The following is a 22,879-nucleotide window of genomic DNA, read 5'->3' as shown; positions in this document are numbered from 1 at the left end:
TGGGAGGCCCCGTCGGACGTCGCGGGACGTCCAGTCCTCGCTCGTTCCTCGCTCGGACGGCCAGGCCCAACCAGCCCCGCGACACTCCGACGGGGCCTCCCTGGGACCCGTCGATCGCATCACAACCGAGCCCAAGCGGGCGGGGGCGAGAGTGTCGCGACAGGCTGGTGGGTCTGGCACGGAGCGACGCAGGGCCCCCAGGGCCCGGAGTCGCGGAGCGGACGCCTGGCGGCGCCTCGCCGCCGCCCGCGACTACGGTGAGCATGAAGCAAGGAGAAGGACATGGCTGATGCACCGCGGGCTCGGCGGTTGGCCGAGCGAATCCAGCAGGTCGTCGCGCGCATGCTCGACACCCGGATCAAGGACCCCAGGCTCGGGTTCGTCACCGTCACCGACGTGCGGGTGACCGGCGACCTGCAGCACGCCACGGTCTTCTACACCGTCTACGGCAGCGACGAGGAGCGGGCGGCCTCGGGCGCCGCGCTCGAGTCCGCCAAGGGACTGATCCGGTCCGAGGTGGGCCGGCAGACCGGCGTGCGCCTGACCCCGACGCTCGAGTTCGTCCCCGACGCGCTGCCGGAGACGGCCGCCAGCCTCGAGGACGCTCTGCGGACCGCCAAGGAGCGCGACTCGGAACTCGCCGCTCGCGCGTCCGGCGCCAGTTACGCCGGAGACGCGGACCCCTACAAGCGGCCGGCGGACGAGCTCGATGAGCTCGACGCCGAGGACGCCACCGACGGCGAGCGGTGACGACCGTCCCACGCGGCGCGATCACGGCCGCCGACGGGCTGGTGATCGTGGACAAGCCGCAGGGCTGGACCAGCCACGACGTCGTCGCCCGTACACGCCGCCTCGCGGCCACGAAGAAGGTCGGCCACGCCGGCACTCTCGACCCGATGGCCACCGGCGTGCTCGTCCTCGGCGTCGGCCGCGCCACCCGGCTGCTGACCTATCTCGTCGGCGCCGACAAGGAGTACACGGCCACGGTGCGACTCGGCCAGCGCACCGTCACCGACGACGCCGAGGGCGAGGTCACCGCCGCGCCCGGCATCGCCGGTCTGCTCAGCACGGACTGCGCCCCGGACACCGCGCGGCTCGAGGACGCCATGGCCGCCCTGCGGGGTCCCATCGAGCAGGTCCCGTCCGCCGTCTCGGCCGTCAAGATCGACGGCCGGCGGTCTTATGCGCGCGTCCGCGCCGGTCAGGACATCGAGCTCGACGCCCGCCCGATCACCGTCCACCGGTTCGAGCTGACGGACTCGCCGGTGGTCCGCCAGGTCGAGGACACCACGGTCCTCGATCTCGAGGTGCTCGTCTCCTGCTCCTCCGGCACCTACGTGCGCGCCCTGGCCCGGGATCTGGGGGAGGCGCTGGGCACCGGCGGCCACCTGACCGCCCTGCGGCGCACCCGCGTCGGACCGTTCGGGCTCGATGAGGCACGCACGCTCGAGGACCTGGCCGCGGCCGTCGAGGCGGACACCGCCTCGAACGCGCCCGGCGGCCTTCCCGTGACGTCCCTCACGCAGGTCGCGCGCGCCGCCTTCGCGACCCGCGAGCTCGACGCGGACGAGACCCGCGCGCTGCGCGTCGGCAGACCCCTCGCACTCAGCGGCCACGACGCCGTCGTCGCCGCGCTCGCACCCGACGGTCACGTCGTCGCGCTGCTACGGGACGAGCGTGACAAGGCGCGACCTGCGCTCGTCCTCGACCCCGCCTGAGGGGCGTCGCCCGCGGACTCGCCGCCGGCCCGGCTCGCCCGTCCCCGGCGCCCTGTGCCACCCTGCCCGAGGCGCGCCGCCGCGCGCCGACCGAGGGGAGGGGTCGTGCTCGACGTCCTGTGGGGGATGGGCGGAATGGCGCTCATCCTGCTCATCGCCTGGCTGCTGTCCATGGACCGGCGCCGCATCCGGCCGCGCACCGTGCTGCTCGCCCTCGCCATCCAGGTCGTCTTCGGTGTGCTGGTGCTCTACGTGCCACTCGGTCAGCGGATCCTGACCGCCGTCTCGCGCGGCGTCCAGGCGGTCATCGACGCGTCGGCGGCCGGCATCGACTTCCTCTTCGGGGGCGTGCTGCCCGAGGACGGCTCGGTCTTCGCGTTCCAGGTTCTGCCGGTCATCGTCTTCTTCGCCTCGTTGACCGCCGTGCTCTACTACCTCGGCATCCTGCAGGCCGTCACCCGCTGGATCGGCGGGGGACTGGCCAAGGCGCTGGGCACCACGAGCCCGGAGTCGATGAACGCCGCGGCGAACATCTTCGTGGGTCAGACCGAGGCGCCGCTGGTGATCCGGCCCTACCTGAAGACCATGACGCCGTCGGAGATCTTCGCTGTCATGTGCGGCGGACTGACCACGGTGGCCGGCTCGGTGCTGGCGGGGTACTCCCTCATGGGCGCCAACCTGGACTACCTCATCGCCGCCAGCTTCATGGCCGCGCCGGCCGGCCTCATGATCGCGAAGATCATCGTTCCTGCCGGAGCCCTCACCGATCTCGGGACCACCGCCGACGGTGCGGACGAGGCCGGTGCCCCCAGTACCGCGCCGCGCGGCAGCACCGGTGCCGCAGCCGGTGAGGAGCGGACCGACGACGGCGACGCAGCGGAACGGGACGGCTTCGCCGCTCGGCTCGCGGCCTCGTTCCGGCGCGGCGCCAGGCGCGGGAACAGCAGTCTCGCCCGGGACGAGCTGGTCGACCGTGCCGGCGGGGAGCGTCCGGGCACCCAGCCACGGCCGGCCACGGCGGAGAAGGAGGCCGACAAGCGCCCGGTCAATGTCATCGACGCGGCCTCTCGTGGTGCCTCGGACGGTCTGGACCTGGCCCTGAACGTCGGAGCCATGCTGCTGGCTTTCGTGTCCCTCATCGCCCTGGCCAACCTCATCCTCGGTGCCGTCGGCGGGCTCTTCGGGCACGGGGACCTGTCCGTCGAGCAGCTCATCGGGTACGTCTTCGCCCCGGTCATGGCCGCCGTCGGTGTCCCGGTCAGCGAAGCGGTCGAGGCCGGCAGCTTCCTCGGCCAGAAGGTCATCCTCAACGAGTTCGTGGCCTTCTCCGACTTCGCGCCGCGCGCGGAGGAGTTCACCGCCAAGACCCAGGCGATCGTCACCTTCGCTCTGACGGGCTTCGCCAACCTCGGCTCGTTGGCCATCCTGCTCGGCGGACTCGGGCGGCTCGCGCCCGAGCAGCGTGGCGTCATCGCCAAGCTCGGCATCCGCGCCGTGGCCGGAGGTACCCTCGGCAACCTCATGTCCGCGGCCCTCGCCGGCATTCTCGTCGGCTGACGGGCTGACGGGCTGACCGCGGCGAGCCCGACGAGGCGCGACCGGACGATGCCGTGACAGTGACCACGGCGGGACTTTCCCACCCGTCATCGGCGTTAGGCTCGAAGAACCCGTGCCCGGCAGTTCCCCAGGAGGCTTCAGTGCAGGTGTGGTGGGGTGCCGCTGAGGTCCCGGCCGACCTCGGCCCGACCGCTGCGACCCTCGGCGTGTTCGACGGCGTCCACCGCGGGCACCAGGTCGTCCTCGCCGCCACGGTCAACGAGGCCGAGACCGCCTCTCTGACGTCGGTCGCTATCACCTTCGACCCACATCCGGCCACGGTGCACCGGCCCGAGAGCGACTTCACGCTCATCGCCTCGCTGACCGACCGGCTCGAGCGGCTCGAGGCCAGCGGGCTGGACGCGGTCCTCGTCCTGCCGTACTCGCTCGACTTCGCCCAGGCCGGGCCCGAGCAGTTCGTCCGTGAGCACCTCGTCGACCTGCTGCACGCCCGCACGGTGATCGTGGGGGAGGACGTGCGCTTCGGCAAGGACAACGCCGGCGACAAGGACACGATGGCCGAGCTCGGACGCCATCTTGGCTTCGCGGTCGAGATCATCGAGGACATCGCCGACCCCGAGACGGGCCGGCGCTGGTCCTCGACCTGGGTCCGCGAGCTCCTGTCGGCCGGTGACGTGGCCGGAGCTGCTCGCGTGCTCGGCCGCCCGCACCGGGTGCGCGGCGTCGTCGTCCACGGTGCCCATCGCGGGCGGGCGCTCGGATACCCGACGGCGAACCTGCGCGCCGACGACCTCGGCGTCGTCCCGGCCGACGGCATCTACGCCGGCTGGCTGATCCGCCCCGACCACCTGCCTGACGACGGCACCTCCAAGCGGCTTCCCGCCGCCGTCTCCGTCGGCACCAATCCGACGTTCCAGGGGCTCGAGCGCACCGTCGAGGCATACGTGCTCGGCCGCACGGACCTCGACCTGTACGACGAGGAGGTCGTGGTCGAACTCCTCCGGCGGCTGCGGGGGCAGGTGACCTTCGACGGGGTGCCGGCCCTGCTCGACCAGATGGCCCAGGACGTCGCCACCGTGGCACAGGTCCTCGACGTGCCCGCGCCGGCCCGGCCGGCCGTGCCGGTCCAGCCCTGACCGAGGACCGCCGCAGTGATGTGGCGAACACCGCTCCGCCGTGGACCTGCCGGGGATCCCCGCTGCCGGACGCGGCTGATAGTCTGAATGCTGCCGTTGAAGCCGGCCACGGCTGACGCATGCCCGGGAGAACAGGCCCCGGCGCTCCGTGCAACGACCTCAGGAGAACCCGTATGGCCCTCGATGCCGACGTCAAGCAGTCCATCATCAGCGAGTACGCCACCCACGAGGGTGACACCGGTTCGCCGGAGGTCCAGGTGGCGCTGCTCACGCGCCGAATCTCGGACCTCACCGAGCACTTCAAGACGCACGCGCACGACCACCACTCGCGCCGCGGCCTGATGCTGCTCATCGGTAAGCGTAAGCGTCTCCTCTCGCACCTCGCCGAGGAGGACATCGAGCGTTACCGCAGCCTCATCGCCCGGCTCGGCCTGCGCCGCTGATGCCATCGACCGGCCCGGACTCTTCCGTCCGGGCCGGTCGTGCATGCGGGGGCGCCCTCCGGCGCCACCCGTGAACGACCAACTCGACAACTCAACAACCGAACCACCACCCCGCTCGTCAGGTACGTCCGGTCCTCGGTAGTGGCCTCCGGAACGCAGTGCTGTCCGTGGGCCTCGATCGAAGGCCGTCGACCGCCGGGCGGGTCGAGAAGTAAGGAGTACCCGTGGAGGGTCCCGAGATCACGTCCGCCGAAGCCGTCATCGACAACGGCAAGTTCGGCACCCGCACCGTCCGTTTCGAGACGGGCCGTCTGGCCCGTCAGGCCGCCGGCTCCGCCGTCGCCTATCTCGACGACGAGACGATGGTGCTGTCCGCCACCTCGGTGGGTAAGCACCCCAAAGAGCAGTTCGACTTCTTCCCGCTCACCGTCGACGTCGAGGAGCGCCAGTACGCCGCCGGCAAGATCCCCGGCTCGTTCTTCCGCCGCGAGGGCCGACCCTCGACCGAGGCCATCCTCGCCTGCCGACTCATCGACCGGCCGCTGCGGCCGTCGTTCGTCAAGGGCCTGCGCAATGAGGTCCAGCTCGTCGAGACCATCCTCGCCGTGCACCCCGACGACGCCTACGACGTCGTCGCGATCAACGCCGCCTCGATCTCCACGCAGATCTCCGGGCTGCCCTTCTCCGGCCCGATCGGCGGTACCCGCCTGGCGCTGATCGACGGCCACTGGGTCGCGTTCCCGCGCTACAGCGAACTGGAGAACGCCGTCTTCTCGATGGTCGTGGCCGGTCGCATCGTCGGTGACGACGTGGCGATCATGATGGTCGAGGCCGAGGCCACCGACAACGCCTGGACGCTCATCAAGGAGCAGGGCGCGGGGGCGCCGACCGAGGAGGTCGTGGCCGAGGGACTCGAGGCCGCCAAGCCCTTCATCCGGGCCCTGTGCGAGGCACAGTCCGAGCTGGCCGCCGCGACCGCCAAGCCGACGGCGGAGTTCCCCCTGTTCCCGGACTACGCCGACGACGCCTACGCCGCCGTCGAGGAGCAGGTGCGTGGCGAACTCGCCGACGCCATCCAGATCGTCGGCAAGCAGGAGCGCGAGAGCAAGCTCGACGAGATCAAGAACCGCATGCTCGAGGCGCTCGGTGACCGGTTCGGTGAGCGTGAGAAGGAGCTCGCCGCTGCCTACCGCTCAGTCACCAAGGACGCCATCCGCCGCCGCGTGCTGACCGACGGCGTGCGGATCGACGGCCGCGGGCTGAAGGACATCCGCACCCTCTCGGCCGAGGTCGAGGTGCTCCCGCGGGTGCACGGTTCGGCGCTGTTCGAGCGCGGCGAGACCCAGATCCTGGGCGTGACCACGCTGAACATGCTGCGCATGGAGCAGCAGCTCGACACGCTCAGCCCGGTCACCCGCAAGCGGTACATGCACAACTACAACTTCCCGCCGTACTCCACCGGTGAGACCGGCCGCGTGGGATCGCCCAAGCGCCGCGAGATCGGGCACGGTGCGCTCGCCGAGCGCGCGCTCGTTCCGGTGCTGCCCACGCGCGAGGAGTTCCCGTACGCCATCCGGCAGGTTTCCGAGGCCCTCGGGTCCAACGGATCGACCTCGATGGGATCGGTGTGCGCCTCCACCCTCGCCATGCTCAACGCCGGTGTGCCGCTGCGCGCGCCGGTGGCAGGTATCGCGATGGGTCTGATGTCGGACGAGGTCGAGGGCGAGACCCGCTACGCGGCGCTGACCGACATCCTCGGCGCCGAGGACGCCTTCGGCGACATGGACTTCAAGGTTGCGGGCACCCGCGAGTTCGTCACCGCCATCCAGCTCGACACCAAGCTCGACGGGATCCCCGCCTCGGTGCTCGCCGCGGCGCTCACCCAGGCCCGCGATGCGCGCCTGTACATCCTCGACGTGATGAACGAGGCCATCGACGCCCCGGACGAGATGGCTCCGACGGCGCCCCGCGTGCTGACCGTGCACGTGCCGGTGGACAAGATCGGTGAGGTCATCGGCCCCAAGGGCAAGATGATCAACCAGATCCAGGAGGACACCGGCGCCGACATCACCATCGAGGACGACGGCACCGTCTACATCGGCGCCACCGACGGCCCGTCGGCCGAGGCGGCCCGCCAGGCGATCAACGCCATCGCGAACCCGCAGATGCCGGAGGTCGGGGAACGGTTCGTCGGCACGGTCGTCAAGACGACCTCCTTCGGTGCCTTCGTCTCCCTCACTCCGGGCAAGGACGGCCTGCTGCACATCTCGCAGATCCGCCGCCTCGTCGGTGGCAAGCGCGTCGACTCGGTCGAGGACGTGCTGAACGTCGGCGACAAGGTCCAGGTCGAGCTCGCCGAGATCGACCAGCGCGGCAAGCTCTCGCTGCACGCAGTCGTCGAGGACGAGGAGTCCGGGGCCTCGGCGGACGGCGAGTCCGCTCCGGCCGGCCACTCGCCGGAGGACGGCTCCGACGGCGAGGCCCGCCGCGAGGGTGGCCGCCGCCGTCGCCAGCGCACGCGCACGCGCCGCGGCGGGGACGCCTCCGACGGCGGCGACGCCGCGGAGACCGACGCCTGAGGATGCCTCAGCCGCTCGTCCTCGGCCCTTCCGGGGCCCCCGGCACCCAGCTGACCGCCGAGCAGGACGGCAGCGTCATCCGGCGCTCCGTCCTGCCCGGCGGGATCCGGGTGCTCACCGAGGAGATGCCCGGCCAGCGCTCGACGGCGGTCGGGGCGTGGGTCGCGGTCGGCTCGCGCGACGAGTCCGACGGGCACCACGGCTCGACGCACTTCCTCGAGCACCTGCTGTTCAAGGGCACCCCCTCCCGCTCGGCGCTCGACATCGCCGAGGCGTTCGACGCCGTCGGGGGTGAGGCGAACGCCGCCACCGGCAAGGAGCACACGGCGTACTACGCGCGAGTGCTCGACGTCGACGTTCCCATGGCCGCCGAGGTCATTCTCGACATGGTGACCTCCGCCCGGCTCGACGCCGCCGAGCTCGAGACCGAGCGCGGGGTGATCCTCGAAGAGCTCGCCATGAACGACGACGACCCGATGGACGTCGCGCACGAGCGCTTCGCCCTCGCCGTCCTCGGCGAGCACCCGCTCGGCCGCCCCATCGGTGGCACACCTGAGACGATCCGAGCCGTCCCGCGCAGCGCCGTCCTGGACCACTACGGCCGGACCTACGTGCCCGCGGAGCTGGTCGTCACCGCCGCGGGCAGCGTCGACCACGACGCGCTGTGCGGCCGGGTCCTCGACGCCGTCCGCCGCGGGGGCTGGCAGCTCGACGAGGCCGCCGTTCCGGCAGCCCGGCGGGGCAACGGGGCGGGTGGCGCCGACGCGGCGTTGCTGCCCTCGACCGGCCGGGCCATGACGATCACGCGGCGCACCGAGCAGGCCAACGTCCTGCTCGGCGGACCGAGCATCACCGCCGGCGACGAGCGGCGCTTCACCCTGTCCGTGCTGACCACCATCCTCGGCGGCGGGATGAGTTCCCGCCTGTTCCAGGAGGTCCGGGAGAAGCGGGGGCTGGCCTACGCGACCTATGCGTTCGCCTCCTCCTACGCCGAGGCGGGCACCTTCGGGCTGTACGCCGGGTGCGCACCGGGCAATGTCGAGGCCGTCACCGAGCTGCTCGGCCAGGAGTGGCAGCGCCTGGCCGACCGTGGCATTACCCAGGACGAGCTCGAGCGCGGGATCGGCCAGCTCCGCGGCAACATGGTGCTCGGCCTGGAGGACAACGGCTCCCGGATGTCCCGGCTCGGACGCGCGGAGATCGTGCACGGCGAGTTCGTCGGACTCGACGAGCTGATCGCGCGGATCTCCGAGGTCACGGCGGAGCAGGTCCGCGAGCTGGCCGCCGAGCTGGCGGCCGCCCCCCGCTCGCTCGTCGTCGTCGGGCCGTTCGAGGACGACGTCGCCGCGCGCCTGCTGGGCTGAGACCTCCTCATCCGGCGACCACGCCACGCAACCATTCCTCGACCGCCGCGCGCAGGCCAGGCATGTCCGAGCTCAGGGAGTGGTTGCCACGGAGTCGGACCACGTGCCGGCCAGGTGCGTGCGGCGGCATGCCGAACGGGTCCGACTCGCCTTGGACCACCAGAGTCGGCACCCCTGCGCCGTCGAGCTCGCCGATCCGTGACGGCTTGGGCTCCCCGGCCTTCGTCCGCCCCGGCGGCCGGAGCGGGAACGCCAGGCACAGCACCGCCGCGGCATCGACGTCGGTGGCCGTGCGGCACGCCACCCGCGCGCCCGACGACCGGCCTCCGGCGATCAGCGGGCCGTCCGGCCGTCCGGACCGCAGATGCGTCAGCACGGCCGTCCATGCCGCGTCGAGCTGCTTGGCCGGCGCGGGGGAGCGGCGCCCGGCCACCCGGTAGGGCTGCTCGACGAGCGCGACGGCCAGATCGAGGCCGGTCGCGACCTGGGCGGTTGCCTGTAGATCCTTTGCGGTCACGCCGCCGCCCGCGCCGTGCCCGAGGACGAGGAGGCCCGAGCCTGTCGCGGGCGCCGTCAGATACACCCGCGCCGGTCCGTGCGCGGTCTCGACGAGCGACTCGGTCGGTCCGTCGTTGCCGGCCTCGGTCATGTCATTCCTCTCCCGGGCCCGCGCCCGGACCACGGACTCGATGACGACGAGGCTATCCGCCCTCGGTACAGTGCCGGTCGTGAGTGCGATCGGAGTGGCGGTGGTCGGTGCCGCGGGCCGAATGGGATCGACGGTGTGTGAGGCGGTCGAGGCCGCCGACGACCTGGAGCTCGTCGCGCGGGTCGACGCGGAGGACGACGTCGCCGGGTTGGCGGCGGTGGGGGCGAGCGTCGGCGTGGACTTCACGGTCCCGGCGGCGGTTGAGGACAACGTGCATGCCCTCCTGGACGCCGGGCTGCACGCCGTCGTCGGCACCACGGGTTGGACCGAGGAGTCCCTCGGCCGCGTGCGCGACCACGTCGAGCGGCTCAACGCCGAGCGTAGCGACGGCCTCGGCGTCGTCATCGCGCCGAACTTCGCCCTCTCCGCCGTGCTGGCCATGCGGTTCGCCGCCCAGGCGGCCCGCTACTTCGAGTCGGCCGAGGTGGTCGAGCTGCACCACCCGAACAAGGTCGACGCCCCGTCCGGAACGGCGCTCGCCACGGCGCGTCACATCGCCGGGGCACGCCGGGACGCCGGACGGGGAGACGTCCCGGACGCCACCGAGACCCAGATCGACGGTGCCCGCGGCGCGGTGGTCGACGGCGTCCACGTGCACGCCGTGCGGCTGCGCGGGTTGGTCGCCCACGAGGAGATCCTGCTCGGCAACCCCGGCGAGCAACTCACCATCCGCACCGACTCCTTCGACCGGGTCAGCTTCATGCCGGGCGTGCTGCTCGCGGTCCGGGAAGTGGCGCGCCGACCAGGCCTGACGGTCGGCCTCGACCAGATGCTCGACCTGTAGGTGCCTTCCGCGGCCGAACGCCGCGCGCCGTGCTGCGGACGTCGAGGCCCACGGTTAAGCTCCGGCAAGTCCTGACGCCGAACCGGGGGATCACGTGGACCTCATCAATCGGGTGCACGATCGACTTGGCCTGCGCACCAGCCCGCCCATCTTCTTCGGGGCGGCCGCCGTCATCGTCGTCTTCGTCGTCACCACGGTGGCCTTCACCTCGATCGTCGACCGCGTCTTCGAGGCCGCGTCGAGCTGGCTGATGACCAACCTCGGCTGGTTCTACGTGCTCGGGGTCACGACGTTCCTCGTCTTCCTCGTCGGCCTGGCGGTCAGTCGGTTCGGCCGGGTCCGGCTGGGGCCGGAGGAGGAGGAACCCGAGCACTCGAACGCCGCCTGGTTCGCCATGCTCTTCGCCGCCGGCATCGGTACGATCCTCATGTTCTGGGGGGTCGCGGAACCGATCAGCCACTTCGCGCAGCCGCCGATGCAGGACGTCGAGCCCGGCTCGGCCGCCGCGATCCGCGAGGCGATGGGCTTCACGTTCTACCACTTCGGCCTGCACACCTGGACGATCTTCTCGCTGCCGGCCCTGGCCTTCGCGTACTTCATGTACAAGCGGAACCTGCCGCCCCGGGTCAGCTCCGTCTTCCACCCGATCCTCGGCGACCGGATCCACGGGCCCCTCGGCGCCACCATCGACACGGTCGCCGTCGTCGGCACCATGTTCGGCGTGGCCGTCTCGGTCGGTCTGGGCACCCTACAGATCAACGGCGGCCTGGCCCGGCTCGGGGGCATCCCCGAGAACCGCACCGTCCAGGTCCTGCTCATCGCCGTCGTCACCGCCGTCGCGCTCGTCTCGGTGGCCGTGGGGTTGGACCGCGGCATCAAACGGCTGTCGAACTTCAACATCATCGTCGCCGTCGCCCTGCTGTGCTTCGTGCTCGTCACCGGTCCGACGCTCTTCCTGCTCAAGGGCACCATCGAGTCCGTCGGGCACTACCTGCAGATGCTGCCGGACCTGGCGTTCTGGAACGACACGATCAACGACAGCGGCTGGCAGAACCGGTTCACGGTCTTCTACTGGGCCTGGACGATCTCGTGGTCCCCGTTCGTCGGCATCTTCATCGCCCGCATCTCCCGCGGCCGCTCGATCCGGCAGTTTGTCATCGGCGTGCTCGCGATCCCGGTGTCCTTCTCCGTCCTGTGGTTCGGCATCTTCGGCTGGGCGGCATTCGACATCGAGCGTGGCGCGCCCGGCACCCTCGTCGGTCCCGTGGTCGAGCAGGAGGACGTCCCCGGCGCCCTGTTCGTCTTCCTCGAGAACTTCCCGTGGACGACGGCGATCTCCGTCGTGGCGATCGGCGTCGTCATCATCTTCTTCACCACCTCGGTCGACTCCAGCGCCCTGGTCATGGACATGATCAGCAACGGGCACGAAGAACGGGCGCCCACCCGCCAGCGGGTGTTCTGGGGCCTGTGCGTGGGCGTCGTCGCCGCCACCCTGCTCGGAGCGACCGGCGAGGGCGGCCTGACCGCCCTGCAACAGGTGATCATCGTCGTCGGACTGCCGTTCTTCGCCCTCGGCTACTTCATGATGTACAGCGTGCTCCGGGCGCTCAAGGAGGACGCGGGCGAACGCCCGCCGGTCCGCACCCGCCGGTGGAAGCGGGCGCTCCCGCCGGAGGAGGCGCAGCGCCGCGTGGAGGAAGCCGGCGGCACACCCGAGCAGGCGGCACTGCTGACCAAGACGGGCACGGTCCCGATGTCCCGGCCGTCCCCGCAGTCGGGCGGCCCGGGCGGCGACGGCGGCGCGGTCCGGCCGCGGGCGACCGGAACCGGTCAGGGGCAGGAGCCGGCCAGGCGCGGGACTGCGCAGCACGAGGCCGACGGCGAGGAGGAGTGAGGCTCAGAGCTCGGCGTACCAGCACACCTCGGTGACGTCCTCACCCGCCACGTCGAGGGTGCGCCGGACGCCGGCAGGGGCGAAGCCCGCCTGGGCGAGGAAGCGGGTCCGGACCTCGTCCTCGCGCACCACCCAGGTCTGGAGCCGGGCGGCGCCCTGCTCGCGCAGCAGGTCGGCGCACGCGGCGAGCAGCCGCGACCCGTGGCCGCGGCGCCCTTCGGCCGCCGGGACCTCCAGCGCGAGCAGCTCGGCCACCTCACCCGGCTCGGCCGTGGCGAGCGCGGTGGGGCCGGCCTGGTCGGCGGTGTCGGTATCGGTTTCGCCGGAGCTGTCGGCGGCGTCGGCGGCGTCGTCCGTACGGTCCGGACCGCGAACCTCCACCGGCACCTCTGCCGGAGCGAACGCGGCGAACCCGACGATCCGCGCCCCGTCGACGGCGGTCAGGACCCGGTGCCGCGGCGAGGGGGGAGCGGTGATGGCACGCGACCACTGGTCCGCCAGCGCGGCCGGGTCGATCATGGCCGCGACCTGTGGCCCGAGATCACGACCGACGCCGGCGGCCAACGTCGCCCGCAGGGTGCGGGCGTGCACCGCTCCCAGGGTCGTGGCGTCCTCCGGCAATGCGGGGCGTACCGACACATCTGCCGCCGCCTGACCGGCATGGGAAGGGCTCATCCCCACCAGGCTACGGGCCCGAGACGTCTCGCCGGGCTGTCGGGAGTGCCCTCGAGGCACATCCGGGACTACCGTGCGGATATGTCCTCGAGCCCGCGCCTGCCGTCGCGCACCTTCGGTTCCGTCGCCACGGCGATGGTGACCCCGTTCCGCGACGACGACACCGTCGACATCGACGCCGCCGTCGCCGTCGCCGTCAAGCTGGTCGACGACGGCTGCGACGCGCTCGTCGTCCACGGCACCACCGGTGAGTCGCCGACCACCCACCAGCCCGAGAAGGACGCCGTCATGCGTGCCGTCGTCGACGCTGTGGGGGACCGGGCGATGATCATCGGCGGCGCCGGCTCGAACGACACCGCGCACGCCGTGCGCATCGCCCAGGGCGCCGAACGCTCCGGTGCGCGCGGTCTGCTCGTCGTCTCTCCCTACTACAACCGCCCGTCGCAGGAGGGGGTCTACCAGCACGTCGTCACGGTGGCCGACGCCGTCGACCTGCCGGTGATGCTGTACGACATCCCCGGCCGCACCGGCGTCGCGTTCGCGGACGAGACGCTCGACCGCCTCGCCGAACATCCCCGGATCCTCGCGGTCAAGGACGCCACCGGCAACGTGCCCGCCGGGTTCGAGCGGATGGCTCGTACCGGCCTGGAGTACTACTCCGGCGACGATGCGCTCAACTTCGACTGGCTCGCCCACGGTGCGTCCGGCGTCGTCTCCGTCGTCGGGCATGTCGCCGCCGGTGCCTACGCCGAGATGGTCCGGGAGGTCGACGCCGGCGACCTCCCGGGCGCCCGGACCGTCGCTGCCCGGATGCGGCCCGTCGTCGGGGCGATCATGGGCGGCGGACAGGGTGCCGTCATGGCCAAGGCCGCCCTGCACCTGCAGGGCGTCATCCCCTCACCGGCGGTGCGCCTGCCGTTGGTCCAGGCACCGGAGGCGGACGTTGCCCAGCTGGAGTCCGTGCTCCGCGAGCACGGACTGCTCGGCGCCGGGCGGTAGGCTGCCCCTCCGTCGCCGAGCAGGTCGTGGCGGCCTTCAGCCTTTGACGGCCCCCTGCAACCCGCTGACGATCCGTTTCTCCATCGCCAGGAAGAACACCAACGCGGGGATCATCGCCAGTGAGGTGAACGCGAGCACGCCGGCCGTGTCCGCCGAGTACTGCGTGGAGAAGTCGGCGACGCCGAGCGGCAGCGTGCGCATCCCGCCCTGCAGCATCAGCAGCGGAAGCAGGTACGCGTTCCAGGACGTCACGAACGCCAGCACGCCGACGGTGACCATGCCCGGCCCGGACAGCGGGATCAACACCCGCCAGAAGAACCCGATCCGGGAGGCGCCGTCGAGCTGGGCGGCCTCCTCGAGCTCGACCGGCAGCGCCTGCAGGAACGGCCGCAGGATGACGATGGTCATCGGTAACGCGAAGGCGGCTTGTGGCAGAGCCACTCCCCACCAGGTGTTCGTCAGTCCCAGGTCACGCACCATGAGGAACAGCGGGATGATCGCCACCGTGAGCGGAAAGAGCAGGCCGAGGACGAACACGAGGTAGAGCTGCTCGCGCCCGCGGAACCGGTAGCGCGCCAACGGGTACGCGGCCATCACGCCGAACACGACGACGACGGCCGTGGTGATGACGGCGACCATCACCGAGTTGAACGTGTAGTTCCAGAACGCTGCGGACGCCAGGACGTCCGCGTAGTTGGACAGGACCCACGGGTCCGGCAGGCCGACCGGGTCGGAGGCGAGCTGCTCGTTGGACCGGAAGCCTCCCATGACGGCGTAGAGGACCGGGCCCACGGTCACCGCGAGCACGAGCACTGCGACGGCGTAGACCAGCGGGCTGCCTCCGCGGAAGGTGGTACGGCGCCGGTTCATCGCCGCCTCCTCGGCTTGTCGGGAACGACGTCGCGGGTGTCGCGGCGCAGCACGAAGACCTGGTAGAGCACCGCGAGCACGAAGGAGATGCCGAACAGGATCACCGCCACGGCCGAGGCGTACCCGTACAGGCTGCGTTCGGTGCCCTGCTGGATCATGTAGATCGCCATGGTGATCGAGGAGTCGGCCGGGCCGCCGCCGGTGAGGATCCACACCATGTCGAAGAGCTGGAGCGAGCCGATCATCGACAGGAAGCCCCAGGTGCGGATGGTGGGACCGAGCAGCGGGACGGTGATCTTGCGCTGAACCTGCCACCAGGACGCGCCGTCGAGCTGAGCCGCCTCATAGAGGTCTTCCGGGACACCCTGCAGGCCGGCGAGGAACAGGATGATCGCCAGGCCCAGGTACTTCCAGGTCAGGACCACCATCACGGTGACCATGACGATGCCCGGATCGGCCAGCCAGAGCTGCGTGGCCTCACCCAGCCCGACGGCCTCGAGGATCGCGTTGACCGGTCCGCGCGGCTGCAGCAGCATCGCCCACACGACGCCGGCGACCACCTCGGCCAGCACGTAGGGGATGAAGATGATCACCCGCATCGCCGTGCGGCCCCACAGGTCCCGGTTGAGCAGGAGGGCGATCAACAGCCCCAGCGGCAACTGGATGAGGATCGAGAGCACCACGATCGTGAGGTTGTGGCTGATCGCGCTGATGAAGACGGGATCGCCCAGGGCACGGGTGTAGTTCTCGAACCCGACGAAGTTCTCCAGCGGGCCGAGCCCGTTCCAGGCGAAGACCGAGTACCGCGCCGCCTGGATCACCGGAACGACGACGAACAGCGCGAACAGCACCAGCGCCGGCGTGATGAAGAAGGCGATCTCCGCGCGCGTGCGCCACTGCGGGCGCACGGGACGTGGCACGCGGCGGGGCGCACCGGTGCGCGCCCCGCCGCGGACGGTGGTTGCTGCCGCCACTAGTTCTCCCGGTCGGCAGCCGCCTGGGTGGCGTCGACGATGGCCTGCGGGTCCGACTGCCCGGCGAACAGGCGGCCGATCTCGTCGTTCATCGCTCCGCCGACGTTCTCCCCGAACTGGGTGTCCAGGTAGAGCTGGACGTACGGAGCACTGTCGCGGACCTGCAGCAGCTCGGCGAGCGCGGGATCGGAGACCGAGTCGTTCGCCGCGGGGTTGGTCGGCAACCCCATGTCGTTCTCCGCGAAGCCCTGCTGGACCTCGTCCGAGAGCAGGTACTCGATGAAGTCGACGCACTCCGGCGGCGCGTCCGCCGAGCACGCCCACGCGTCACCGCCACCCATCTGCGCCTCCTGATCTCCTTCGGCTCCGTCGACCGCCGGGAAGGGGAACCAACCGGTGTCCTCGCCCAGGCCCTCGCCGTCGTCGGTCAGCCCCTGCATGACGCCCGGCTCCCAGTGGCCGGCGAGCTCCATGGCCACCTGGCCGGTCGCGAGCAGACCGGAGGCACTGGTCGGGCCGGACTGGGACGGGGTGGCGAGGAATCCCTCGTTGAACGGCTCGGCGGCGATGAGCTCCTCGAGGTCCTCACCGGCTCGGGTGAAGCACTCGTCGGAGAGGTCCATCTCGGTGGCCGCCTGGTCCAGTGTCTCCTGCGAGCACTCGCGGATGACGAAGTAGTACCAGTAGTGCGCTGCCGGCCACAGATCGCCCGCCCCGACGGAGATCGGCTCGATCCCCGCGTCCTTGAGGCTGTCGACCGCCGCGTAGAGGTCGTCCATGGTCTCCGGTGGGTCGGAGATGCCCGCCTCCTCGAAGAGTGAGGTGTTGTACCAAAAGCCGACGACGCCGAGTGAGAACGGCAGCGCGTACACCTGGTCCTCGACCTGGCCGGCCGCGATCGAGGGCCCAAGGGTCTCGATGGTCTCCGACGCCGCGTCGGTGATGTCCATGACCAGACCCGCCTCGACGTGGTCGGCGAGCTCTCCGCCGCCGCGCTCCATGAAGATGTCCGGCTGGTCACCGGTCTGGAAGGCGGCGTCCAGGCGGGTGAGCATGTCCTCGTGCTCCAGGGCCTCGATCGAGATCGTGACGCCCGGGTTTTCGGCCTCGAAGTCGGCAGCGACCTGCTCGTAGTAACCCCGGCCCGGCTCGTTGTTCGAGTTGTGCCACCAGGTGAGCTGGACGTCACCACCTCCGCCGCCGCCACCGCCGTCGGCACCTTCGGCGTCCCCGCTGCCGCTGCAGCCGGCGAGGGCGACGGCGGCCGCCCCGGTGACGGCAGCCACTGTCCGAAACTTTCTGCTCATGATGAAGCTCCCGGTCTGCGCTGATCGGTCTGTCAAGCGTGAGTCTGACACGATGGCGGCGGAAAAGTGCCGTGGCCGGTAGCGCGAGCTTTCGAAAGAGTTTCGGTGCGACGTCGGCCTGGCAAGATGGTCGCGTGAGTCACCCGCATCCTGAACTGACCCCGCCCCCTCCCGTGCCGGAGGGTGGACTCCGCGTCGTCCCGCTCGGCGGACTCGGCGAGGTGGGCCGCAACATGACGGTCTTCGAGTATGCGGGCCGCCTGCTCATCGTCGACTGCGGCGTGCTGTTCCCGGAGGACCACCAACCCGGTGTCGATCTCATCCTTCCGGACTTCGACTACCTCGAGGAGCGTCTCGACGACATCGAGGCCGTCGTGCTCACCCATGGGCACGAGGACCACATCGGCGGCGTGCCCTACCTGCTGCGCCGCCGTCCGGACATCCCCATCCTGGGCAGCCAGCTGACCCTGGCCTTCATCGAGGCGAAGCTCAAGGAACACCGGATCACACCGGTGACGCTCGCCGTACGCGAAGGTCAGTCCGAGCAGCTCGGGCCCTTCGGCCTCGAGTTCGTCGCCGTGAACCACTCCATCCCGGACGGACTCGCCGTGGTGATCCGGACCCCGGCCGGCACCGTGCTGCACACCGGCGATTTCAAGATGGACCAGCTGCCGCTCGACGGTCGGATCACCGACCTGCGGGCCTTCGCGCGCCTCGGTGAGGAGGGCGTGGACCTGGCCCTCGTGGACTCCACCAACGCCGAGGTGCCAGGCTTCACGGCGCACGAGCGCGACATCGGCCCGGTGCTGGACAACGTCTTCGCCCAGGCCGAGGGGCAGATCGTGGTGGCGTCCTTCGCCTCGCACGTGCACCGTGTCCAGCAGGTCCTCGACGCCGCAGCACTGCATGAGCGCAAGGTGGCGCTGGTGGGCCGGTCGATGATCCGGAACATGGGTATCGCCGCGGACCTCGGTTATCTCAACGTCCCGCCGGGCACCCTGATCGACGTCAAGTCGATCGCTGACCACCCGCCGTCGGAGACCGTGCTCATGGCCACCGGCTCACAGGGTGAGCCGATGGCCGCGCTGAGCCGGATCGCGAACCGGGACCACCGGGTCTCGGTCGGGCCCGGCGACACGGTGATCTTCGCCTCCTCGCTCATCCCGGGGAACGAGAACTCGGTCTTCCGCGTCATCAACGGCCTCATGCGGCTGGGCGCCAAGGTCGTCCACCAGGGCAATGCCCGGGTGCACGTCTCCGGTCATGCCTCGGCCGGGGAGCTGTTGTACGTCTACAACATCCTGCGTCCGGGCAACGTCATGCCGGTGCACGGCGAGATCCGCCATCTCGTGGCGAACGGGGCACTGGCCGTGCAGACCGGCGTCCCGGCCGAGCGCGTCGTCCTCGCCGAGGACGGCGTCGCGGTGGATCTCGTCGACGGCCGGGCGCGGATCGCGGGGGCGGTGCCGTGCGGATACGTCTATGTGGACGGCTCCTCGGTCGGTGAGATCACCGATGCCGAGCTCAAGGATCGACGCATCCTCGGTGAGGAGGGCTTCATCGCGATCTTTGCCGTCGTCGACGCCTCGTCCGGGCGGGTCATCACCGGGCCGCACATCCAGGCGCGGGGGATGGCCGAGGACGACAAGGTCTTCGACGCGATCCTCCCGGACGTCACCTCGGCCCTCAACGAGGTGGTCGGACGGGGCAACGCCGACACCCACCAGATGCAGCAGGCCATGCGGCGGGTGGTCGGGCGCTGGGCGGCGAAGCGGTTGCGCCGCAGCCCGATGATCATCCCGACCGTCGTAGAGGCCTGACGACGACGCAGCCGAGGGAGGAGCGAGGGACGAGTCTCCTGCCGAGGCGGAGTTGAGGAGGGCCGACCGTGGGGTGGAGGCCTGATGACGACGCAGGGGTGCTATTCCGTCCGGTGCGGCACCTCCGACAGCCGGGCGGTGCGCAACGCGGAGACGTAGTGGGCTCGCCGTTCGGACGGTTCGCCGGGCAACAGTCCGGCCAGCTCCAGGCTCACCAGGCCGTGGGCGAATGCCCACAGCTGGACTGCGCCCGCCTCGGCCTCCGGCTCGGGCCATCCGGTGGCCCGGGCGACGGCGTCGCGCAGGACGGCGAAGGTCGGGTTGTGCACTCCGGCAGGACGTAGTTCGGTCTCGGCCGAGCCCGCGCCGGTGGTGTCCGGGCTGAACATGACGCGGTAGAAGTGCGGGTTCTCGAGTGCGTTGTCCCGGTAGGCGACGCCGAGCGCGAGGAGGTCAGCACCCGGGTCGGCCGTGCGCGGGACGGCGTCGAGATGCGCGCCGAACCGCCGGAATCCCTCGGTGACGGTCGCCTCCAGGAGGGCCTCGCGACTGCCGAAGAGCGTGTAGACCGCGGCCGTCGTGGTGTCGGCGGCGGCGGCGACACCACGCAGCGAGAGCGCGGCGGCACCACCGTCGGCCACTGCGGTCGACGCGGCCTCGAGCAGTCGTATCCGCACGGCGTCGTCATGCGTTCGAGGTCGGGGCACGCTCGCATCGTAAACCGCTTGCGCCATGTTCTCTCACGCTGTTAGCTAACGGTGTTAGAAAATGTGCTCGAGGAGGTCTCCATGCTCGAACTCTCCGACGCCGCCCGGGTGACCGCCGGCCTCGCGATCCTTGCCGCCACGACCGTGACGACCGGCGGCTACTTCCTCACGAAGGTGGTGCGCGGCGTCGTACCGGCCACGCCGTTCCAGGCGGCCTTCTTCCGTGCCGGCCACGCCCACGCCGGCGTCTTCATCGTCCTCGGGCTGGTCTGCCTGCTGCTGACCGAAGCCACCACGCTCACCGGCGCCTGGCAGTGGCTGGCCCGCACGGGCGTCCTGGTGGCCGCCATCGTCATGCCCGCGGGCTTCTTCCTCTCCGCGCTCGGGCGCGACCGGACCGGACCGAACCGGCTCGTCGTGCTGCTGGGGATCGGCGCCGCCTTCCTCATCGCGGGCCTTCTCACGCTCGGTATCGGGCTCCTGACGTCCTGACCGTCGCGGCCCGGCGCGCCGGTGCGTGCCGAATCGGCGTGCCGCCGCTACGTTGGGAGTGTCATGGCTACCCGTACGACTTCCCCCGGACGGTCGGCCTCGACGACACGCAGCTCCCGGAGCGGCGGCACGCGCAAGAAGGGCGCGCGCAGCACTCCTCGCACGCGTGGCGGCGGGCGGTCGACGGCATCGTCGCGCCCGAAGCGGTCCTCGCTGCCGGTGCGCATGGTCTCGAGCATCTGGATGACAGGAGCGCACCTGGTGGGTGGCATCGCACGCCTCGGCAACAGCGCCAAGGACACCGAGTCCGCGGCACCGGCGCTGCGACGTGACGGTATCGGCTTCTTCCTGCTCGGCCTGGCGATCGTCATCGCCCTGCGCGAGTGGTTCGGCCTCTCCGGAGCCGCAGGGACCGTCATCCACCACGTGGCGGCCGGTGTGGTCGGTGTGCTCGGTGTGCTGCTGCCCTTCGTCCTGCTGGTCATGGCCGTGCGGGTGATGCGCCATCCCGAACGGGCGCAGGCCGACGTCCGCGTCGCGGTCGGCGGCACCGCGATCATCGCCGCGGTGTGCGGCCTCGTCCACATCGCCTCCGGCCTGCCCGATCCGGGCGCGGACTTCGCCGCGCTCGAGCGCGCCGGGGGCCTTCTGGGCTGGGTCTTCGGAGCGCCGCTGACGATCCTGCTCAGCGAATGGGGGGCCGTCCCCATCCTTGTGCTGATCGGCCTGTTCGGCCTCCTCGTCGTCACAGCGACCCCGGTCGCGGCGGTCCCCGGGCGCCTGCGTGCGGGCGTCGACTGGCTGCTCGGACGGTCGGGCGGGGAGGCCGGCGCCGCCGACACCGCGGCCACCGAGGTCGTGGCGGCCGACGGCAGCCACCGGCCGCCGTCGCCACGCCGTCGAAAGAAGGCGGACAAGGCGCGAGCGGACGGTGGCGAACCGGTCGTGCCGGGCGAGTACACCGGCGACGAGGCGTTCGCCAGGGCCGCCGAGCTCGTCCCGGCCGACGAGGCGGCGACGCCGGGCAGCAAGCGGAAGGGCCGCAAGGGTGCCTCCGCCGGCTCTGCTGGTACGGGCGCGACGGCCTCGACCGCCGACTCGGCCGGTGACCAGGCGCAGCAGGACAAGTCCGAGCTGACGCCCCCGCCCACTCAGCCGCTGCCGGCGCGGGCGGAGCAGCTGGAGCTGGCGCCGGATGTCGTGTACACCCTTCCCTCGGACGAGGTCCTCGTCCACGGCGCCCCGCACAAGGCGCGCTCGGCCGCCAACGACCGCGTGGTCGAATCCCTCACGCAGGTGCTCACCGACTTCTCCGTCAACGCCACGGTCACCGGGTTCTCCCGTGGGCCGACGGTGACGCGGTACGAGCTCGAGCTCGGCCCCGGCGTGAAGGTCGAGCGCATCACCGCGCTGAGCAAGAACATCGCCTACGCCGTCGCCAGCGCCGACGTGCGCATCCTCTCGCCGATCCCGGGCAAGTCGGCCATCGGCGTCGAGATCCCGAACTCGGACCGCGAGACGGTCGTCCTCGGTGACGTGCTGCGTTCGGGCGCGGCGCGACGCACCGAGCACCCGCTCGTCATGGGAGTGGGCAAGGACGTCGAAGGTGGCTACGTCATCGCCAACATGGCGAAGATGCCCCACCTCCTGGTCGCGGGCGCCACCGGTGCCGGTAAGTCGAGCTTCGTCAACTCGCTGATCACCTCGATCATGATGCGCGCCACCCCCGAGGAGGTGCGCATGGTGCTGGTCGACCCCAAACGCGTCGAGCTGTCCATCTATGAGGGCATCCCGCACCTCATCACCCCGATCATCACCAACCCCAAGAAGGCCGCCGAGGCGCTCGAGTGGGTGGTGCGGGAGATGGACGCGCGCTACGACGATCTGTCCACCTTCGGCTTCAAGCACATCGACGACTTCAACGCCGCCGTCCGGGCCGGCAAGGTGCGCCCGCCGGCGGGAAGCGAGCGGAAGATCGCGCCGTATCCGTACCTGCTGGTGATCGTCGACGAGCTCGCCGACCTGATGATGGTCGCCCCGCGTGACGTCGAGGCGTCCATTCAGCGCATCACTCAGCTCGCCCGGGCAGCCGGCATCCACCTGGTCCTGGCCACGCAGCGCCCCTCGGTCGACGTCGTCACCGGTCTGATCAAGGCGAATGTGCCCTCGCGGCTGGCCTTCGCCACGTCCTCGCTCGCCGACTCCCGGGTCGTGCTCGACCAGCCCGGCGCGGAGAAGCTCATCGGACAGGGTGACGCGCTCTTCCTGCCCATGGGATCGGCCAAGCCGATGCGTGTGCAGGGCGCGTGGGTCACCGAGTCGGAGATCCACGCGGTCGTCAGCCACGTCAAGGAGCAGCTGCAGCCGGTCTACCGCGAGGACGTCATCCAGCCGCAGCAGAAGAAGCAGATCGACGAGGACATCGGCGATGACCTCGACCTGCTGCTGCAGGCGGCCGAGCTAGTCGTCACCACCCAGTTCGGCTCCACCTCGATGCTGCAGCGCAAGCTCCGAGTGGGCTTCGCCAAGGCGGGACGACTCATGGACCTGCTGGAGTCGCGCGAGGTGGTCGGCCCGTCCGAGGGGTCGAAGGCGCGCGACGTGCTCGTCCAGCCGGACGACCTGGCGGCCACGCTGGCCCGGATCCGCGGTGACGACCCGCCGCCTGCGGACGGCGCGGACATGCCGTACGACCAGGAGGTCGCGGACGAGCCGGACGGGTACGCCTCCGCCGGCGGCGGCGAGGACCCGTACGCCGACGGTGTGGACGGACACCTGCCGCCGGCGGGAACCGTGTACGACGACGAGGACGACGACGGTGAGGACGCCTGGGCACTGACCGGGCGCTGAG

The 22,879-nt window shown here is 71.1% G+C and carries 19 protein-coding genes; 13 read left to right on the top strand and 6 right to left on the bottom strand.

What is annotated here, in order from left to right:
• The first annotated feature begins 282 nt into the window (after window positions 1-282).
• The 7 genes from rbfA to ACFSE6_RS16050 all read left to right on the top strand — a co-directional run bounded on the left by rbfA (window position 283) and on the right by ACFSE6_RS16050 (window position 8,797).
• Window positions 283-750 (top strand): 30S ribosome-binding factor RbfA, encoded by a 468-nt coding sequence (gene rbfA, locus ACFSE6_RS16080; protein WP_388009501.1) that lies wholly within the window; start codon window positions 283-285, stop codon window positions 748-750.
• Window positions 747-1,718, top strand: coding sequence for a tRNA pseudouridine(55) synthase TruB (gene truB, locus ACFSE6_RS16075; RefSeq protein ID WP_388009498.1), 972 nt, complete (start codon window positions 747-749; stop codon window positions 1,716-1,718). The genes rbfA and truB overlap by 4 nt, the downstream gene beginning before the upstream one ends.
• Before the next feature lie 126 nt (window positions 1,719-1,844).
• Window positions 1,845-3,275, top strand: a complete 1,431-nt coding sequence (locus ACFSE6_RS16070; protein ID WP_465254178.1) for a NupC/NupG family nucleoside CNT transporter — start codon at window positions 1,845-1,847, stop codon at window positions 3,273-3,275.
• Between the two features lie 140 nt (window positions 3,276-3,415).
• Window positions 3,416-4,411 carry a bifunctional riboflavin kinase/FAD synthetase gene (locus tag ACFSE6_RS16065; RefSeq protein WP_388009492.1) on the top strand — a complete coding sequence of 332 codons (996 nt, stop codon included), beginning with the start codon at window positions 3,416-3,418 and terminating at the stop codon, window positions 4,409-4,411.
• Between the two features lie 173 nt (window positions 4,412-4,584).
• Complete coding sequence (gene rpsO / locus ACFSE6_RS16060; RefSeq protein ID WP_388009489.1) at window positions 4,585-4,854, top strand: 30S ribosomal protein S15; 270 nt, start codon at window positions 4,585-4,587, stop codon at window positions 4,852-4,854.
• Window positions 4,855-5,078: 224 nt separating this feature from the next.
• Window positions 5,079-7,433 (top strand): polyribonucleotide nucleotidyltransferase, encoded by a 2,355-nt coding sequence (locus ACFSE6_RS16055; RefSeq protein ID WP_388009486.1) that lies wholly within the window; start codon window positions 5,079-5,081, stop codon window positions 7,431-7,433.
• 2 nt (window positions 7,434-7,435) lie between these two features.
• The gene (locus ACFSE6_RS16050) at window positions 7,436-8,797 is read left to right on the top strand and encodes a M16 family metallopeptidase (RefSeq protein ID WP_388009483.1); all 1,362 of its coding nucleotides are present in this window, start codon (window positions 7,436-7,438) and stop codon (window positions 8,795-8,797) included.
• 7 nt (window positions 8,798-8,804) lie between these two features.
• Here ACFSE6_RS16050 and ACFSE6_RS16045 read toward each other — a convergent pair whose 3' ends face one another.
• Window positions 8,805-9,446 (bottom strand): alpha/beta hydrolase family protein, encoded by a 642-nt coding sequence (locus tag ACFSE6_RS16045; RefSeq protein WP_388009480.1) that lies wholly within the window; start codon window positions 9,444-9,446, stop codon window positions 8,805-8,807.
• Window positions 9,447-9,486: 40 nt separating this feature from the next.
• On the opposite strand from ACFSE6_RS16045, the gene dapB reads away from it, so the two are divergent.
• Both dapB and ACFSE6_RS16035 read left to right on the top strand, forming a co-directional pair.
• The gene (gene dapB / locus ACFSE6_RS16040) at window positions 9,487-10,290 is read left to right on the top strand and encodes a 4-hydroxy-tetrahydrodipicolinate reductase (RefSeq protein WP_388009477.1); all 804 of its coding nucleotides are present in this window, start codon (window positions 9,487-9,489) and stop codon (window positions 10,288-10,290) included.
• Window positions 10,291-10,402: 112 nt separating this feature from the next.
• The gene (locus ACFSE6_RS16035) at window positions 10,403-12,184 is read left to right on the top strand and encodes a BCCT family transporter (protein WP_388009474.1); all 1,782 of its coding nucleotides are present in this window, start codon (window positions 10,403-10,405) and stop codon (window positions 12,182-12,184) included.
• 3 nt (window positions 12,185-12,187) lie between these two features.
• On the opposite strand, the gene ACFSE6_RS16030 is transcribed toward ACFSE6_RS16035, so the two are convergent.
• Window positions 12,188-12,859, bottom strand: a complete 672-nt coding sequence (locus ACFSE6_RS16030) for a GNAT family N-acetyltransferase (RefSeq protein ID WP_388009471.1) — start codon at window positions 12,857-12,859, stop codon at window positions 12,188-12,190.
• Between the two features lie 81 nt (window positions 12,860-12,940).
• Here ACFSE6_RS16030 and dapA point away from each other — a divergent pair, with 81 nt between their 5' ends.
• Complete coding sequence (gene dapA / locus ACFSE6_RS16025; protein WP_388009468.1) at window positions 12,941-13,858, top strand: 4-hydroxy-tetrahydrodipicolinate synthase; 918 nt, start codon at window positions 12,941-12,943, stop codon at window positions 13,856-13,858.
• A 36-nt stretch (window positions 13,859-13,894) separates the two neighbouring features.
• On the opposite strand, the gene ACFSE6_RS16020 is transcribed toward dapA, so the two are convergent.
• The 3 genes from ACFSE6_RS16020 to ACFSE6_RS16010 are packed head-to-tail and all read right to left on the bottom strand — an operon-like array spanning window position 13,895 to window position 17,009.
• Complete coding sequence (locus ACFSE6_RS16020) at window positions 13,895-14,728, bottom strand: carbohydrate ABC transporter permease (protein ID WP_388009465.1); 834 nt, start codon at window positions 14,726-14,728, stop codon at window positions 13,895-13,897.
• On the bottom strand, window positions 14,725-15,702 hold the full coding sequence (locus tag ACFSE6_RS16015; RefSeq protein ID WP_388009462.1) for a carbohydrate ABC transporter permease: 978 nt from the start codon (window positions 15,700-15,702) through the stop codon (window positions 14,725-14,727). The genes ACFSE6_RS16020 and ACFSE6_RS16015 overlap by 4 nt, the downstream gene beginning before the upstream one ends.
• Window positions 15,702-17,009 (bottom strand): extracellular solute-binding protein, encoded by a 1,308-nt coding sequence (locus ACFSE6_RS16010; protein WP_388009459.1) that lies wholly within the window; start codon window positions 17,007-17,009, stop codon window positions 15,702-15,704. The genes ACFSE6_RS16015 and ACFSE6_RS16010 overlap by 1 nt, the downstream gene beginning before the upstream one ends.
• Window positions 17,010-17,143: 134 nt before the next feature.
• On the opposite strand from ACFSE6_RS16010, the gene ACFSE6_RS16005 reads away from it, so the two are divergent.
• A complete protein-coding gene (locus ACFSE6_RS16005; RefSeq protein WP_388009456.1) occupies window positions 17,144-18,829 on the top strand; it encodes a ribonuclease J in 1,686 nt (561 codons plus the stop codon).
• A gap of 101 nt (window positions 18,830-18,930) precedes the next feature.
• On the opposite strand, the gene ACFSE6_RS16000 is transcribed toward ACFSE6_RS16005, so the two are convergent.
• Window positions 18,931-19,536: a TetR/AcrR family transcriptional regulator gene (locus tag ACFSE6_RS16000; RefSeq protein ID WP_388009453.1), complete on the bottom strand. Its 606-nt coding sequence runs from the start codon at window positions 19,534-19,536 to the stop codon at window positions 18,931-18,933.
• A gap of 81 nt (window positions 19,537-19,617) precedes the next feature.
• Between ACFSE6_RS16000 and ACFSE6_RS15995 the strand changes: the two genes are divergently transcribed.
• Both ACFSE6_RS15995 and ACFSE6_RS15990 read left to right on the top strand, forming a co-directional pair.
• Window positions 19,618-20,028 (top strand): hypothetical protein, encoded by a 411-nt coding sequence (locus tag ACFSE6_RS15995; protein WP_388009450.1) that lies wholly within the window; start codon window positions 19,618-19,620, stop codon window positions 20,026-20,028.
• 63 nt (window positions 20,029-20,091) lie between these two features.
• On the top strand, window positions 20,092-22,878 hold the full coding sequence (locus ACFSE6_RS15990; RefSeq protein ID WP_388009447.1) for an FtsK/SpoIIIE family DNA translocase: 2,787 nt from the start codon (window positions 20,092-20,094) through the stop codon (window positions 22,876-22,878).
• Window position 22,879 lies beyond the last annotated feature (1 nt).

Origin of the sequence: Georgenia deserti (genome assembly GCF_042680605.1) — a bacterium.
Classification (GTDB): Bacteria; Actinomycetota; Actinomycetes; order Actinomycetales; family Actinomycetaceae; genus Allobogoriella; species Allobogoriella deserti.
The sequence above is the reverse complement of the archived record's forward strand: the minus strand, read 5'-3'. Positions and strand labels throughout refer to the sequence as shown.